This window comes from Photobacterium rosenbergii (genome assembly GCF_003026455.1).
GTDB lineage: Bacteria > Pseudomonadota > Gammaproteobacteria > Enterobacterales > Vibrionaceae > Photobacterium > Photobacterium rosenbergii.
The window spans coordinates 23,369-40,264 of the sequence record NZ_PYMB01000004.1 but is presented as its reverse complement, the minus strand read 5'-3'; the positions used below and the strand labels follow the sequence as shown (position 1 = coordinate 40,264).

At 49.3% G+C, this 16,896-nt stretch carries 13 protein-coding genes; 2 read left to right on the top strand and 11 right to left on the bottom strand.

Annotation, left to right across the window (positions count from 1 at the left end; genetic code table 11):
• Window positions 1-60: 60 nt before the first annotated feature.
• The 8 genes from sucD to sdhC all read right to left on the bottom strand — a co-directional run bounded on the left by sucD (window position 61) and on the right by sdhC (window position 9,614).
• The gene (gene sucD / locus C9J01_RS12615; RefSeq protein ID WP_107298515.1) at window positions 61-933 is read right to left on the bottom strand and encodes a succinate--CoA ligase subunit alpha; all 873 of its coding nucleotides are present in this window, start codon (window positions 931-933) and stop codon (window positions 61-63) included.
• Complete coding sequence (gene sucC, locus C9J01_RS12610) at window positions 933-2,099, bottom strand: ADP-forming succinate--CoA ligase subunit beta (RefSeq protein ID WP_107298514.1); 1,167 nt, start codon at window positions 2,097-2,099, stop codon at window positions 933-935. Before sucC ends, sucD begins: the two co-directional genes overlap by 1 nt.
• Window positions 2,100-2,228: 129 nt before the next feature.
• A complete protein-coding gene (odhB, locus tag C9J01_RS12605) occupies window positions 2,229-3,446 on the bottom strand; it encodes a 2-oxoglutarate dehydrogenase complex dihydrolipoyllysine-residue succinyltransferase (protein ID WP_107298513.1) in 1,218 nt (405 codons plus the stop codon).
• Window positions 3,447-3,477: 31 nt separating this feature from the next.
• Window positions 3,478-6,288, bottom strand: a complete 2,811-nt coding sequence (sucA, locus tag C9J01_RS12600) for a 2-oxoglutarate dehydrogenase E1 component (RefSeq protein ID WP_107298512.1) — start codon at window positions 6,286-6,288, stop codon at window positions 3,478-3,480.
• A gap of 108 nt (window positions 6,289-6,396) precedes the next feature.
• On the bottom strand, window positions 6,397-7,110 hold the full coding sequence (locus C9J01_RS12595; protein WP_107298511.1) for a succinate dehydrogenase iron-sulfur subunit: 714 nt from the start codon (window positions 7,108-7,110) through the stop codon (window positions 6,397-6,399).
• A 15-nt stretch (window positions 7,111-7,125) separates the two neighbouring features.
• Window positions 7,126-8,892 (bottom strand): succinate dehydrogenase flavoprotein subunit, encoded by a 1,767-nt coding sequence (sdhA, locus tag C9J01_RS12590; RefSeq protein ID WP_107298510.1) that lies wholly within the window; start codon window positions 8,890-8,892, stop codon window positions 7,126-7,128.
• Complete coding sequence (sdhD, locus tag C9J01_RS12585; RefSeq protein ID WP_107298509.1) at window positions 8,893-9,240, bottom strand: succinate dehydrogenase, hydrophobic membrane anchor protein; 348 nt, start codon at window positions 9,238-9,240, stop codon at window positions 8,893-8,895.
• Complete coding sequence (gene sdhC / locus C9J01_RS12580; protein WP_107298508.1) at window positions 9,234-9,614, bottom strand: succinate dehydrogenase cytochrome b556 subunit; 381 nt, start codon at window positions 9,612-9,614, stop codon at window positions 9,234-9,236. The genes sdhD and sdhC overlap by 7 nt, the downstream gene beginning before the upstream one ends.
• Before the next feature lie 408 nt (window positions 9,615-10,022).
• Between sdhC and C9J01_RS12575 the strand changes: the two genes are divergently transcribed.
• Window positions 10,023-11,312, top strand: a complete 1,290-nt coding sequence (locus C9J01_RS12575) for a citrate synthase (protein WP_107298507.1) — start codon at window positions 10,023-10,025, stop codon at window positions 11,310-11,312.
• A 277-nt stretch (window positions 11,313-11,589) separates the two neighbouring features.
• Here the strand turns inward: C9J01_RS12575 and C9J01_RS12570 are convergent, their stop codons facing one another.
• From C9J01_RS12570 to C9J01_RS12560, 3 genes are all read right to left on the bottom strand, one after another.
• A complete protein-coding gene (locus tag C9J01_RS12570; RefSeq protein WP_107298506.1) occupies window positions 11,590-14,343 on the bottom strand; it encodes a cation-translocating P-type ATPase in 2,754 nt (917 codons plus the stop codon).
• Between the two features lie 449 nt (window positions 14,344-14,792).
• Entirely contained in the window at window positions 14,793-15,551 is a 759-nt protein-coding gene (locus C9J01_RS12565) for a Nif3-like dinuclear metal center hexameric protein (protein ID WP_107298505.1), read from the bottom strand.
• 160 nt (window positions 15,552-15,711) lie between these two features.
• Complete coding sequence (locus tag C9J01_RS12560) at window positions 15,712-15,918, bottom strand: DUF2517 family protein (RefSeq protein ID WP_107298504.1); 207 nt, start codon at window positions 15,916-15,918, stop codon at window positions 15,712-15,714.
• A 133-nt stretch (window positions 15,919-16,051) separates the two neighbouring features.
• Here C9J01_RS12560 and C9J01_RS12555 point away from each other — a divergent pair, with 133 nt between their 5' ends.
• Window positions 16,052-16,855: a DUF1853 family protein gene (locus C9J01_RS12555; RefSeq protein ID WP_107298503.1), complete on the top strand. Its 804-nt coding sequence runs from the start codon at window positions 16,052-16,054 to the stop codon at window positions 16,853-16,855.
• The last annotated feature ends 41 nt before the right edge of the window (window positions 16,856-16,896 follow it).

Sequence of the window (16,896 nt, the reverse complement as noted above, 5' to 3'; positions counted from 1 at the left end):
AAAACCCGCCAAATGGCGGGTTTCATTAGAGTCTATCGGTATCGCTTTGGAGGTAAAGATTTACCAGCCAGTGACTTCACGCAGTGCTTTACCGATGTCCGCAAGGCTCTTCACGGTTTTAACGCCTGCTGCTTCCAGTGCCTGGAACTTATCTTCTGCAGTACCTTTACCGCCAGAGATAATCGCACCCGCGTGGCCCATACGCTTACCAGGAGGCGCCGTAACACCCGCAATATAAGACACAACAGGCTTAGTGACGTTATCTTTGATGTAAGCTGCGGCTTCTTCTTCCGCTGTACCGCCGATCTCACCAATCATCACAATAGCTTCAGTCGCCGGGTCTTTTTCAAACAGTTCTAGTACGTCGATAAAGTTTGAGCCTGGGATTGGGTCACCACCGATACCAACACAGGTAGACTGGCCGAAACCTTCATCTGTCGTCTGCTTAACAGCTTCGTAAGTCAATGTACCTGAACGAGATACAATACCCACTTTACCTGCTTTGTGGATGTGACCAGGCATAATGCCAATCTTACACTCGTCTGGTGTAATCACACCCGGGCAGTTTGGACCAATCATACGCACGCCAGCTTCATCAAGGCGTACTTTCACATCAAGCATGTCCAGTGTTGGGATACCTTCTGTGATAGTTACAATCAGCTCGATACCTGCATCAATTGCTTCTAGGATCGCATCTTTACAGAATGGAGCCGGTACGTAGATAACTGTCGCTGTTGCGCCAGTGGCTTCAACCGCTTCACGCACAGTATTGAACACTGGCAGGCCTAGGTGAGTCGTACCGCCTTTGCCCGGTGATACACCACCGACCATCTGTGTTCCGTATTCAATCGCTTGCTCTGAGTGGAATGTACCTTGACCGCCAGTAAAACCCTGACAGATCACCTTGGTATCTTTATTAATTAGAACAGACATTATTTACCCTCCGCTGCAGCAACAACTTTTTCCGCTGCTTCAGTTAGGGAAGTCGCAGCAATGATGTTCAAACCACTCTTCGCTAGGGTTTCCGCTCCTAGCACCGCATTGTTACCTTCAAGGCGAACGACGACAGGGACTTCTACACCCACTTCTTCGACCGCACCAATAATACCTTCGGCAATCAGGTCACAACGGACGATACCACCGAAGATGTTAACCAATACCGCTTTAACATTGGTATCAGACAGGATGATCTTGAACGCTTCGGTAACACGCTCTTTAGTAGCACCGCCGCCCACATCAAGGAAGTTGGCAGGCTGTCCGCCATGTAGGTTGACGATATCCATGGTACCCATTGCAAGGCCAGCACCGTTAACCATACAGCCGATGTTACCATCAAGCGCGACGTAGTTTAGCTCCCACTGTGCTGCATGCGCTTCACGCTCATCTTCCTGTGAAGAATCGTGCATTTCACGAAGCTTAGGCTGACGATAAAGGGCATTGGAGTCAATGTTGATCTTACCGTCAAGACAAAGCAGGTTGTCATCACCGGTGATCACCAATGGGTTGATTTCTAGCAGGGCAAGGTCGTAATCAGCAAACATGTTACCAAGGCCTAGGAAGATCTTGGTGAACTGCTTGATCTGGTCACCTTTAAGGCCCAGTTTGAAAGCTAGCTCACGGCCTTGGTAAGGCTGAGGACCAACAAGTGGGTCAATCGCTGCTTTATGGATTAGCTCAGGGGTTTCCTCAGCCACTTTTTCGATTTCTACACCGCCTTCCGTAGACGCCATGAACACGATGCGACGTGTACCACGGTCAACAACCGCACCAAGGTACAGTTCATTGGCAATGTTGGAGGCTTCTTCAACCAGGATTTTTGTCACTGGTTGGCCATTTGCATCAGTCTGGTACGTCACCAGATTCTTACCCAGCCACTTCTGGGCAAAACCCTTGATACCTTCTTTGGTGTCGTGCAGTTCCACCCCGCCCGCTTTACCACGGCCACCGGCATGTACCTGACATTTCACGACCCATTTGTCACCACTGATCTTACCTGCAGCTTCTGCTGCTTCTTGTGGCGTGTCGCAAGCGTAACCTTCTGGAACTGGCAGACCGTACTCGGCGAACAGCTGTTTCGCCTGATATTCATGCAAATTCATGATGTTCTATCCGTTTTCATATCCCTTGGGGAATCGTTATATCCATGTGAAGTACTCTTCGGTACTTCTTCGATTGTAACTGCAAAAATGGCAGGCCAACTGTCGAGCCTCACTAGCCTGCCTGCAGGGTTACACGTCTAGAAGCAGACGTGTTGGATCTTCAAGTAACTCTTTGATGGTAACCAGGTAGCCCACAGACTCACGACCATCAACCAAACGGTGGTCATAAGACAGTGCCAGGTACATCATAGGTAGAATTTCTACCTTGCCATCCACAGCCATCGGGCGGTCTTGGATTTTGTGCATTCCCAAAATTGCCGACTGCGGTGGGTTGATAATTGGTGTCGACATCAATGAGCCGAATACACCGCCGTTAGTGATAGTGAAGTTGCCGCCAGTAAGCTCATCAACGGTCAGTTTGCCGTCACGGCCCTTGATAGCCAACTCACGAATACCTTTCTCAATCTCAGCCAAGCTCAGCTTGTCACAGTCACGAAGGACCGGCGTCACCAAACCACGCGGTGTGGATACCGCAATGCTGACATCAAAGAAGTTGTGGTAAACAATGTCGTCACCGTCGATAGACGCATTCACTTCTGGGAAGCGCTTCAGGGCTTCAACAACCGCTTTCACGTAGAAAGACATAAAGCCTAAACGGATACCGTGGCGCTCTTCGAAGATATCTTTGTACTGCTTGCGCAGCTCCATGATTGGTTTCATGTTGACTTCGTTGAACGTCGTCAGCATCGCTGTGCTGTTCTTCGCTTCAAGCAGGCGCTCAGCAACACGTTTACGTAGGCGGGTCATCGGGACACGCTTTTCGCTGCGGTGGCCAATCGGTGCTTCAACCTTCGCTTCAACAGCAGGTGCCGCAGGCGCTGGAGCCGGCTTACCTTCTTTCACGAACGCTTCAACATCTTCACGAGTGATGCGACCACCAACACCGGTACCTTTCACATCGGCTGCACTGATATTGTGCTCAGCCAGCAGGCGGCGAACCGCTGGGCTCAATGCTTCATTGGTCTCATCACCCAGCGCTGCAGTGTTGCGCTTGTTAGGCGACGATTCTGCTTCTGCTGGGACATCTTTTGTTGGTTCACCGGCAACTGCGCCCGCTTTGATCTTACCGATCAACTGCTTAGTCAGTACGGTGGTACCTTCGTCTTCTAGAATTGCTTCAAGAATACCGTCTTCCGGTGCTGGTACTTCCAACACCACTTTGTCTGTTTCGATATCAACCAGAACTTCATCACGGGTGACAGCATCACCTGGCTGCTTGTGCCAAGTCGCTACTGTTGCGTCTGCAACTGATTCAGGTAAATCGGGAACCAGAATTTCGATCGTCATATCGGCTTTGTCCTTTTTGTTCCAGTTCTTATTAATCTATTGTTAGTGCGTCTTCAATCAACGCTTTTTGCTGTTTCAGGTGAACCGACATGTAACCTACAGCCGGTGATGCTGAAGCCGGGCGGCCTGCATATTCAAGCTGGGCGCCGGCCGGAAGTGCAGAACGGAAATTGTGCTGGCTGGAGTACCACGCACCTTGGTTCTGAGGCTCTTCCTGACACCAAATAAAATCAGTAACGTGCTGATAGTCTGCCAAGGCAGCTTCAACGTCTTCTTTAGGGAATGGGTAAAGTTGCTCGATACGAACAATGGCCACATCCGTCTGCTCGTTTTTACGGCGCTGTTCTAGCAGGTCGAAATACACCTTACCTGAACAGAAGACCACGCGGTTGACCTGTTTCGGATCAAGATCGTCAATCTCACCAATCGCTGGCTGGAACGTACCGTTTGCCAGTTCATCCAAGCTGGATGTACACAGCGGATGGCGCAGCAAGGACTTCGGTGACATTACCACCAGCGGACGACGCATCGGGCGAACAACCTGACGACGCAGCATGTGGTATACCTGAGCCGGTGTCGATGGGATCACCACCTGCATGTTCTGCTCAGCACACAGCTGTAGGTAACGTTCAAGACGAGCCGATGAGTGTTCAGGCCCCTGCCCTTCATAGCCATGCGGAAGTAGCATTGTCAGGCCACACATACGGCCCCACTTTTGCTCGCCGGAGCTAATGAACTGGTCAATCACTACCTGGGCTCCGTTGGCAAAGTCACCGAACTGAGCTTCCCATAACGTCAAGCCGCTTGGCTCTGCGGTTGCATAGCCGTATTCAAAAGCCAAAACAGCTTCCTCGGAAAGTACCGAGTCAAAGACCTGAAAAGGACCTTGTTTGTTATGGATATTGGCAAGCGGGATATACGTACTGGCATCGCCCTGGTTATGCAGCACTGAGTGGCGGTGGAAGAAGGTACCACGACCGGAGTCCTGGCCCGTAATACGGATACGCTTACCTTCATCAACCAAGGTGGCATACGCCAACGTTTCTGCCATCCCCCAGTCAACCGCTTTTTCACCTTCAGCCATCGCCATACGGTCGTTGTATAGCTTCTGCACACGGCTTTGCAACTTGTGGCTTTCTGGGAACTGGCAAATTCGATGAGCAAGCTCTTGCAGGCGACCATAGTCAACCTGATTGTCCCAATCGACAGTCCAGTCATGGCCGATATACGGTTCCCAATCCACTGAGTGAAGCTTCATCGGGCGCCACTCTTTAACCACGCATTCACCGCGGTCAAGGGCATCACGGTATTCGTTGATCAACGACGTTGCGGTTTCCAGATCCACCGTACCTGCATCAGTCAAGGCATCGGCATAGATCTTACGCGGTGTCGGGTGCTTCTTGATTTTCTGGTACATCAACGGTTGAGTCGCATTCGGCTCGTCCGCTTCGTTGTGACCATGACGGCGGTAACACACCAAATCAATCACTACATCGCGCTTGAAGGTGTTACGGAAATCAAGGGCAATACGGGTAACGAAAGCAACGGCTTCTGGATCATCGGCGTTAACATGGAAGATCGGTGCCTGTACCATTTTGGCGATATCAGTACAGTACTGGGTCGAGCGGGTATCATTCGGGTTGGATGTGGTAAAACCAATCTGGTTGTTCACCACGATACGCACCGTACCACCAACACGGTAGCCGCGTGACTGAGACATATTGAACGTCTCTGCCACAACGCCCTGACCAGCAATGGCCGAGTCACCGTGGATAGTGATAGGCAATACCTGAGAGCCATCTTTATCGCCTAGGCGGTCCTGTCTTGCTCGAACCGAGCCAACCACCACAGGGTTTACAATTTCCAGGTGCGACGGGTTGAATGCCAACACGAGATGCACGTCGCCGCCTGGTGTAGCAAAGTCAGCCGAGAAGCCTTGGTGATATTTCACATCACCGGTACCCCATGTCTCATCATGCTTACCGGCAAACTCGTCAAACAGGTCCTGCGGCTTTTTACCCAGAACGTTGACCAGCATGTTCAGTCGGCCACGGTGAGCCATACCAACAACCACTTCACGGGCACCATTGGTACCTGCGTAGCGGATCAGTTCTTTGACCATAGGGATCAGGGCATCGCCCCCTTCGAGCGAGAATCGCTTCGCGCCAGGGAATTTCGCGCCCAAGTAGCGCTCCAACCCTTCTGCAGCGGTCAACTCATCCAAGAAAGTCATTTTTTCTTCCTTGGAGAAAGAACCACGCCCAACAACCGACTCAAGACGCTGCTGAAGCCAGCGTTTTTCGTCAGTGTTAGTAATGTGCATGTATTCCGCACCAATCGAACCACAGTAGGTCTTCTTCAGCGCGTCATAAAGTTCTGATAACTTCATGGTCTCCTGCCCGATGGCAAAAGAGCCGACATTGAATGTCTCGTTGAAGTCATCGACGGTCAGGTTATGGAATTCAGGATCGAGGTCGGATACTCGCTCCTGCTGCCATAGCCCCAACGGATCTAAGTTTGCGTGCTGGTGCCCGCGGAAACGGTATGCGTTGATTAACTGCAATACCTTAACCTGCTTAGCATCAACATCTGGATCGCTGACGGTAGCACTTAGATGGGTTGTTTCCTTCGCTAGACGCCGGAAATAGTCACGAACACGCGAGTGAGGCTGCTCAACAACGGTCTCATTCACGACAGGCAGATCACTGAACACGTGACGCCATTCTTCATCTACTAATTCTGGGTCGCTAAGATACAACTCGTAGAGTTCCTCTACATAAGTTGCATTGGCGCCAGCCAGGTGTGAAGACTCAAGCCAAGCCTTCATAACGCCGTTCTGCATTGTTTTCCCTTAACCACTAGTTATCGCCATTTTCCCGGCTCGGTGACCGGAATTGAGGCTGGCTCCTGAGAGCGAATCATGAAGCCAGCATATCGATAATACTTATATTTATACCGCGCGCTTGAGCAGCATCGACTTGATGTGTCCAATCGCTTTCGTCGGATTTAACCCTTTAGGACAAACATTTACACAGTTCATGATGCCATGGCAACGAAAAACGCTAAAAGCGTCGTCCAGATCGGATAAACGTTCATCAGTTGCCGTATCACGACTATCAATTAGCCAGCGGTAAGCAGCCAACAGGCCAGCTGGTCCGATGAATTTATCCGGGTTCCACCAGAAAGATGGGCACGACGTTGAACAGCAAGCACACATGATGCACTCGTACAAACCATCAAGATGGGCACGCTCTTCCGGCATCTGCAGGTTTTCACGAGCAGGAGGCTGGGCACCCTCATCAATCAGGAATGGCTTCACTTTGGCGTAGTTGGTATAGAACTGCTCCATATCGATGATCAAGTCACGGATAACTGGCAGGCCCGGCAACGGACGGATCACAATCGTGCTCTGGTCAGTCAGTGCCGAGAGCGGTGTGATACAAGCCAGACCATTCTTACCGTTCATGTTGATACCGTCGGAGCCACAGACCCCTTCACGGCACGAACGGCGGAACGACAAAGAAGGATCTTGTTCTTTTAGCAAGATCAGCGCGTCAAGCACCATCATGTCCGAACCTTCAGGGACCTCAAGGGTATAGCCCTTCATGTGCGGTGCGTTGTCTACATCAGGGTTGTAGCGGTAAATCGAGAAATTCAGTTTCATAGTTTTATCCTCCCCTTAGTATGTACGCGCTTTAGGCGGAAATGCCTCACGATGAATTGGTGTCATATTGACATCACGCTTGGACATCTCTTCTGTCTCAGGGTTGTAGATAGAGTGACATAGCCATTGTTCATCATCGCGTTCAGGGAAGTCGAAACGGGCGTGGGCGCCACGGCTTTCGGTACGGTAGTTCGCCGCCACCGCCGTTGCATAGGCCGTTTCCATCAAGTTCTCTAGCTCAAGACACTCAATACGCTGGGTATTGAATTCTGTCGAGGTGTCGTCAAGGCGCGCTTCTTTCAGGCGCTCACGGATCACTTTCAGCTCTTCCAAGCCGGTTGCCATTGCTTCGCCTTCACGGAATACCGAGAAGTTATTCTGCATACAAGTTTGCAGATCTTTGCGGATCTGAACCGGGTCTTCGCCTTTCTGGGTGTTGTTCCAGCGGTTAACACGGGCAAGGGAGGCTTCGATATCTGAATCTGTGGCTGGGCGAGCTTCAGCTTGCGCCAGTAGGGTTTCGCCCAAGTGCAGGCCAGTCGCACGACCGAATACCACCAAGTCAAGCAGTGAGTTGCCGCCAAGGCGATTAGCACCGTGGACAGACACCGAGGCAATTTCACCACAGGCAAACAAGCCCTGCACTTCGACATCAGCACCCATCGCATTCTGCTTGATAGCCTGACCCGATACCTGCGTAGGTACGCCACCCATCATGTAGTGACAGGTTGGGATAACCGGGATTGGCTCTTTGACCGGATCGACGTGGGCAAAGGTACGGGATAGCTCACAAATGCCTGGTAGACGCGACTCAAGCACATCTTTACCTAAGTGATCCATCTTCAGCTTAATATGTGGACCCCAAGGGCCATCACAACCACGGCCTTCACGGATTTCTACCATCATTGAGCGGGCAACAACGTCACGGCCAGCCAAGTCTTTAGCATTCGGCGCATAACGCTCCATGAAGCGCTCACCGTCTTTGTTTAGTAGGTAGCCACCTTCACCACGACAACCTTCAGTTACCAATACACCGGCACCTGCAATACCTGTCGGGTGGAACTGCCACATTTCCATGTCCTGCATAGGGACACCGGCACGTAGCGCCATACCAACACCATCACCTGTGTTGATGTGGGCATTGGTCGTAGAGGCGTAGATTCGACCTGCACCACCTGTCGCGAGAATGGTTGCCTTCGATTTGAAGTAACAGATCTCACCGGTTTCCATGCAAAGTGCAGTACAACCTAAGATCGCGCCGTCTTGGTTTTTCACCAAATCCAGTGCATACCACTCAGAGAAAATCGTCGTTTTGTGCTTGACGTTTTGCTGGTAAAGGGTGTGAAGCAAAGCATGGCCCGTACGGTCAGCTGCCGCCGCAGTACGTGCAGCCTGCTCACCACCGAACTCTTTCGACTGACCGCCAAATGGGCGCTGGTAGATAGTCCCGTTATCGAAACGAGAAAAAGGCAAGCCCATTTTTTCCAGTTCAATCACTGACTTAGGGCCATTCTTACACATGTACTCGATCGCGTCCTGGTCACCGATATAATCAGAGCCCTTAACGGTATCGTACATATGCCACTGCCAGTTGTCCGGGTGGGAGTTACCCAGCGCAACGGTGATCCCACCCTGCGCGGAAACAGTGTGGGAACGTGTAGGGAAAACTTTGGAAAGCAGCGCACATTTCAGGCCCTGCTCAGAAATTTGAAGTGCCGCGCGCATACCTGCACCACCAGCACCAATAACTACCGCATCAAATTCACGAACTGCAATGCTCACTTACGCACCCCACACAATAAAGAAACCTGAGAACAGGTAAACAAAAAGAACAGCAACAACACCAAATTGGATACCTGCTCGAAGTGCGGCAGGTTTGATGTAGTCAGTCAGCACTTGCCACAAACCAATCCATGCATGGATTAAGATCGACAGCAATGCCAACATAGTGAAGACCTTGGTACTCAACTTGCCGAAGAAAGCGGTCCAGGTATCGAAGGTCAAATCCGGGCCAAAGGCGAAGAAGCCCACCATATAAAGGGTGTAAAGCGTAAGAATGATGGCGGTAGCACGGATCAGGATAAAGTCATGAATTCCGTTGCGGCCAATTGTTGAGACGTTGTTTACCATACCAGGCCTCCTGCAAACAGAGACAGAACACCGACAATGACAAAGCTCACTTTGGCACTTTTGATCCCGGTTTCCATTTCTTCAAAATATCCCATGTCCATTAGCAAATGACGGATACCCACCACGATGTGGTAGAACAACGCCGTCAGGATGCCCCATAGCACCAATTTCACGAAAAAGCTGTCTACGATAGCAGCAGCGCTCGCAAAACCTTCTGGAGAGGATAAGGAAAGGCCTAGCAGCCATAGCAGGATAGCCACGGCAACAAAGGTGATCACGCCGGAGACGCGATGCAGGATGGACGCTATCGCTGTAAGGGGAAAGCGAATCGTCTGTAGGTCGAGGTTGACAGGTCTTGGCTTATTTACTTTCACGGTGATTGCCCACTCAGCTCCATTGAAGCAATGTTATTGTTATCACTCCCTGCTTCTACTGACGCCGAACAAGTGCGTTAACATAACTGTAACCCTAGGTTGCAATTATGTTCTACATGCAAATGTAAAACAGTGCCTTCCCTAACTTACTCTAATTATTGATAACTTTGGCAGTTGCGTCTGGCGGCGGCAGAACCAGAGACCTGCCGCGAGTATACGCCTCGCAACAATCAAATACAAACCCCGTTACATGACCTCTAACACGCTTTTAGAAATTTGCACTATTTTGTGCAAACTTATTAACAAGCGCACACAAGCAAGCACAAAAATTGACATTTGGGCCACTGATCGGTACAACAAATGTACATCCGCCTTGGATTAGGATTATAAAAAACAAAGGAGATTGTTATGGCAGACAAGAAAGCTACTCTTCACATCGAAGGGAAAGCACCCGTCGAACTGCCGATTATCGGGGGCACTGAAGGGCCTGAAGTAATTGATGTACGTAAGCTTGGAGCTAACGGTTATTTTACATTCGACCCTGGTTTTCTAGCCACTGCATCATGTGAATCTCAAATTACTTACATTGATGGTGATAAAGGTATTCTGCTTCACCGCGGATACCCGATTGACCAATTGGCCAATAACGCCGACTACCTGGAAGTGTGTTACATCCTTCTTTACGGAGAGGTTCCGACCCGCGAGCAGTACGAAACATTCCGTACCACTGTGACGCGTCACACCATGGTGCATGAGCAGATTTCAAGCTTCTTCCACGGCTTCCGCCGTGATGCTCACCCTATGGCTGTTATGTGTGGTGTGGTGGGTGCACTTGCTGCGTTCTACCATGATTCACTGGATATCAATAACGATACCCACCGTGAAATCACTGCGTTCCGCCTATTGTCGAAAATGCCGACACTAGCAGCAATGTGTTACAAATACTCTATCGGTCAACCATTTATCTTCCCGCGTAACGACCTAGACTATGCAGAAAACTTCCTGCATATGATGTTTGCAACGCCGTGTGAAGAGTACGAAGTCAGCCCTGTGGTGGCCCGTGCAATGGATAAGATCTTTACCCTACACGCTGACCACGAGCAAAATGCATCAACATCTACTGTTCGCCTTGCAGGTTCATCGGGTGCTAACCCATTTGCCTGTATTGCAGCGGGTATCGCGTCACTTTGGGGCCCAGCACACGGTGGTGCTAACGAGGCCTGCTTGAAGATGCTGGAAGAAATCGGCAGTGTCGACAAGATCCCAGAGTTCGTTGAACGTGCAAAAGACAAAGATGACCCATTCCGCCTAATGGGCTTTGGTCACCGTGTCTACAAGAACTACGACCCACGTGCAACAGTAATGCGCGAAGCATGCCACGATGTATTGCAGGAGCTAAACATTCAAGATCCGCTATTGGATGTTGCTATGGAGCTTGAGCGTATCGCCCTATCGGACGAGTACTTCATCGAGAAGAAACTGTACCCGAACGTCGATTTCTACTCAGGCATCATCCTGAAAGCCATTGGTATTCCGGTATCCATGTTTACAGTTATCTTCGCGATGTCCCGTACCATCGGCTGGATCGCCCACTGGAACGAAATGCACAACGATCCGGGCAACCGTATCGGCCGTCCTCGCCAGTTGTACACTGGTTACAACCAGCGCGAGTTCAGCCCACTGCATGAGCGTGAGTGATAAGCGATTAGCATCAACCACTAAATGAAAGGCCCCTTCGGGGGCCTTTTTTGTTATTACGGCAGAACCTAGTAACGAGATCCTAGTTCCTAGAAAGAACTAAGAGCCAAATCTTGCCCCTGCAAATTAAATCTAAATATCAGTAGTGCACTGTATTTTAGCTTTTCGCTTTTAATCTTTTCCCAGGAACTAGGATCGCTCTTAACCTCGTCCCTGCTTTAAACAACAAAAGGGCCCGAAGGCCCTTTTTATTTAACGAATTATCAGCTGTATGTGATTATACGAACTTGATTTTGGTCACTTCTTTCAAGCCAGATAGAACCAGCGTTGGAAGAGATGCAGCTAGGAACACAGTGATTAGGTGACCAGCTGATAGACCTTCAGTGCTGAAGATGAACTGGCCAACGCCTGTGTAAATCACACCTAGAGACAGTGATGCAGACAGCGCTACCGCACCCAACAGAGATTTGTTGGTGAATGGGTTCTTGCGGAATAGCGTGCTGAACGTACGTGAATCAAAGATGTGCCATAGCTGACAGAATACTAGCATTGCAAAGGCCATTGTCTGTGCGTAGTTAGCGCTTAGGCCAGCGTTCATTGCCCAGTTGAATGCCAGGAAGCTCATACCACCCTGTGCTAGACCACGGATAATAATACGGGTACCTAGGTGATCGCTGAAGAAGCTCTCGTTACGCTTACGCGGTTTACGCTCCATCAGGTCTTTCTCTTCTGGGTCAACACCTAGTGCTAGTGCTGGCAGACCATCCGATACCAAGTTAATCCATAGGATCATTAGCGGCGTCAGTGGCAAAGCAACTTCTGGGCCCATGAACAAGAAGGCAAACAGGATAACCGATACTTCACCTACGTTCGCAGTCAGTGCCTGACGGATGAACTTACGCAGGTTGTCGAAGATCTGACGGCCCTGACGTACTGCTTTAACGATAGTGCTGAAGTTATCATCCAGCAGGATCAGGTCACCTGAATCTTTAGCAACCGAAGTACCTGTGATACCCATGGCTACACCGATGTCCGCGCGGCGTAGTGCTGGTGCATCGTTCACACCGTCACCTGTCATTGCAGCAACTTCGTTGTTGTACTGCTGAGCCTGTACGATACGTAGTTTGTGCTCAGGTGTTACGCGGGCGAATACGGCAACGTTAGGACAGATACGACGTAGTTCTTCATCGTCCATGTCATCTAGCTGGCTACCTGTCACCACTAGGTCTTCTTCGCTGCGGATAATACCGATGTCACGAGCGATAGCTGCTGCTGTCAGAGCGTGGTCACCAGTGATCATTACAGTACGAACACCCGCATCGTAACAGCTGTCTACCGCTGCGCGTACTTCTGGACGTGGTGGGTCCATGATGCCGTATAGACCAAGGATTGTGACATCCTGCTCTAGTTCAGTATGGTCGCGCTTGAGGTCATCCTCAGATAGCTCTCGGAAACCTACAGCAAGGGTACGTAGTGCCTGCTCAGCAAAGTCCTGGATAGCCGCTTCGTAGCTTACAACCATCTCTTCTGCAGGGTTGGCAGCAACCGCTAGGTTACCTTCCGTCGTTGCTGGCTGGTAAGCCACAACATCGCCGTTAACCATAAAGCCTGACGCATTGCGTAGTACTACATCTGGCGCACCCTTGATAGCTAGGAAGTGCTTACCCTGTGGGTCTTTTACGATAACCGAAGCCATCTTACGTGCAGAGTCGAACGGGAATTTCTCAACGATTGAGTAGCCACCGGTTGACAGCATTTCAGCCTGCTGTAGACCCGCTTTGGCTGCAGCAACAATCAGTGCACCTTCGGTTGGGTTACCGCGTACAGAAGACTTGTCGCCGTCTTGAATATATTCTGAATCATTACACAGTGTCGCAACAACCAAGCCTTTCATCATCTCAGGGCTGTCTTTTACGTCTGTGCCGTGTGCTAGCGGCTTGAACTCACCCTCAGGAGAGAAACCTTTACCGCTTACTTCCCAGTTACGGCCTGATGCATCGTAGGCTTTCATTACCTGCATCTGGTTCTGGGTCAGGGTACCTGTCTTGTCTGAACAGATAACAGTAGTTGAACCTAGGGTCTCGATTGCAGCAAGCTGCTTAGCCAGTGCATTGCTCTTAACCATACGGGTTGAACCCATGGTCAGTACGATAGTTACAACTGTTGGTAGACCTTCAGGAATAGCAGCTACTGACAGTGAGATACCTGTGTTCAGGATTTCCAGCCATGGCATGCCGTGGTATAGACCGATAACACACACTACAGCTACAACACCCAACGCAACAATCATTAGCGATTTGGCAATCAAGTCCATACGCTCTTGCATTGGTGTCTTGGTTTCTTCGGTATTTGCCATCATGTCAGCGATGTGGCCAACTTCAGTCTGCATACCAGTACCCACAACGATACCCAGGCCAGTACCTGAAGTTACCATAGTGGTCATAAAGCCCATGTTTTTCTGATCGCCAAGACCGATATTGCCGTCTTCCAGCGCATCAGATGTCTTGTCTACAGGCTCTGACTCACCGGTCAGTGCCGCTTCGTCGATAGACAGACGGTTGGCTTCGATAATACGAACATCAGCAGCCAGAATGTCACCGGTGCTGATTTTCAATACATCACCCGGAACAATTTCACGGGCTGGGATATCGACCCATTCACCGTTACGACGGACCTGCGCCATAGGGGCAGCCATGTCGCGCAGTGCTTCCATACCTTTCTGGGCTTTGAATTCCTGCCAGAAAGCAATCAGCACGTTGATGACAATGATTACGCCGATAGCAACGGCATCAATCAAGTGACCAGTGAAGAAGGAAACAATTGCACCGACCCCTAGGATGAAGATCAGTGGGTTCTTGAATTGATGCGCTAGCAACTCCAGTACCGATTTACCGGCCTGTTCTTGCAGTTCATTGGAGCCGAACTGCTCCTGGCGCTTTTTCACTTCCTCAGAAGATAAACCATTTTCGGTTGACGTACCCAAATTGGACACAGTACTGGCAACCGTTTCGGTAAACCATTTTTTAGTCATGGGGGGAATCTCCAATTAAATACATTCAGTCGACATCAGTACAATTTCAAACTGATAAAAAGCATTCGCTGAATAGGTCAAAGTAATTTAAAACTCGTTATTAAAGGCATCGTGCCAATTAATTTTTTTCACATCCCTGAATACTTACTGAATAAAGCATTCGAGTTCATTTAAACGAGTAAATTTAAATTAACCGAAAAAATGGTGGGTTGTAATTATATTTCGTAGGGCCATACCATAGTTCAGGATGGATCTTTGACAATTATCAAGATTCCGACCGAATATCGCATAAAGTTAGTCATGAAGTTGAAACAAAGTATGAATTAGACCCAGATCTAACAGAATTAATACCTCCGAAATATCGAAATATGAAATTTTACAACACAAAATAAAAGGCTTAATGCGCTCGCATTAAGCCTTTTTATGCCACTGTTTTAGTTAAAAAACCGTTAAACCGGATTATCTATATCGATAAACTTAACGTCGAAATTATGTTTATCGGCTAAATACTCGCCTAATGATTTTATTCCATAACGCTCAGTTGCATGATGACCAGCACTAAAATAATGAATACCTAATTCTCGGGAAATATGAACTGTTCTTTCGGAAATTTCTCCAGAAATAAAAGCATCCAAACCTTTATTAGCTGCTAGTTCTATAAAGTCCTGACCGCCACCAGTACACCATCCCAAGGTTTTTATTTCCTTTGGCGCATTATCGCCAATATGCAACGGTTCACGGTGTAAGGTAATTGATAGCCTTGCCGCGAGTTCTTCACCACTTAAAGGTTGAGCGAGCTGGCCATAAATAGCGACAGAATTAGGATTACCCTCTTCCAAACCACCTAGCACTTCAATATCCAGCAGTTCAGCCAGTTTTGCGTTGTTACCTAACGTTGGGTGGACATCCAGCGGCAGGTGGTAAGCATACAAGTTGACACCATTCTCGATAAGCGCTTTGATGCGACGATATTTCATGCCGCGAATTTCTGCAGGCTCCCCCTTCCAGAAATAACCATGGTGGACCAGCAGCGCATCGGCTTGCTCTTCGATAGCCCGGTCAATCAATGCCTGGCTGGCAGTAACCCCTGTAATGATCTTTTTAACTTCAGGCTTACCCTCAACCTGCAAACCATTCGGGCAGTAATCTTTGATTTGATGGGGACTCAGTAGCTCGTTTAGCACTGACTCAAGTTGGATATTGTTCATCGTCTTTTTCCTTCACCTCGATAGCGATATTCTATACCCAAAGGCAAGGAACTGTTGACCTTTTCCTACTCCCTACCATCAGGGCTGATGATATATCGTACCGACAAAAAAGCTGCCGGTCGGCAGCTTTATCGGGTCATAATGATGAAGGCACTAATACTTAGTATAAATGCTGGGCTGCCAGTTCAGTCTGGGTTAGCCAAACGGGTTTGGTACTGGTTTTCAGCCATACCCTGTGCAGGTAACTATATAGCCGTGAGCGTGTTTCCATTGCAGTGAACATCATGACAGGAAAGGTCACCACACCGACAGTGACAACAAACGTACGGCGAACAAAAATACGCAATGGTGAATAGCGAGTATACATAACGCCTCCTTGGCCAAGCAGAACAACATACTGGTCTTATTGTTCTAATCTATTGAATTAACCTAGAGTCAACACTCTAAAACAGGCTATTTCATAGTCAATATCATTATAAAAAGAAGGGTTTTATAGCGAAATGTCTATTCTTTACAATAAAACTACGGCTAGTGATCATGCTGATAACAGCTTCAATGCTGTACTCACCCTTCCACCACTTTTGGGTGGCCACCCTTTCATTGCTAACCAGTGTTGGCTGGATGAGTTTGCTAGGGACGCTATCATCCCACTCGGTCTCGAATACCAAGGTGGACGCCGATTAGGCTTTTACTACCAATGGCTTTGGCAGCAGCTGATTCTGCATCATCCATACTATGAGCTACTTGCCGAAGAAATCCAATTGAGTGTCGACAAACGCACGCTCGGCGCGGTCGATTTTCTGGTAAAAGATTTGCGGACAAACTTGGTGGAACACTGGGAAGTCGCCATCAAGTTTTACCTTGCATTTGAAGACAGCTGGCCCGGCCCCAACGCTCGTGACAACTTAGATATAAAGGCTAACAAGATGCTCGGCCACCAGCTGATGCTGTCTGAACACCCTGCCTTTATTGATAGCTACCAGCCTCTATATGGCAAGATAGACAAGCGCCGGCTTATCATGCAAGGGCGAGTATTTTATCCCGCGTTTGCCGATTATACCGGCTCGGGGATCCAGCTTGCAGCAGAGGCATCCCAAGGACTGTGGTGCTACTCCGAGCAAGCGGCAAAGCTAAACTTGAGGGCCATCGCCAAGCCAGAATGGATTGCCCCACCCCGCTACAACCAACTTGACAAAGAGCCTGTCCTGACAACAGTTAGCAACCCCACAATGGCTATCGCCCCCGATGACAAAATATGGTTTGTGATGCCCGAACACTGGCCACACTCTTCAATGAAGAAATAGCCCATAGCCCAAAATACAGACATAAAAAAACGCCCGCTCAG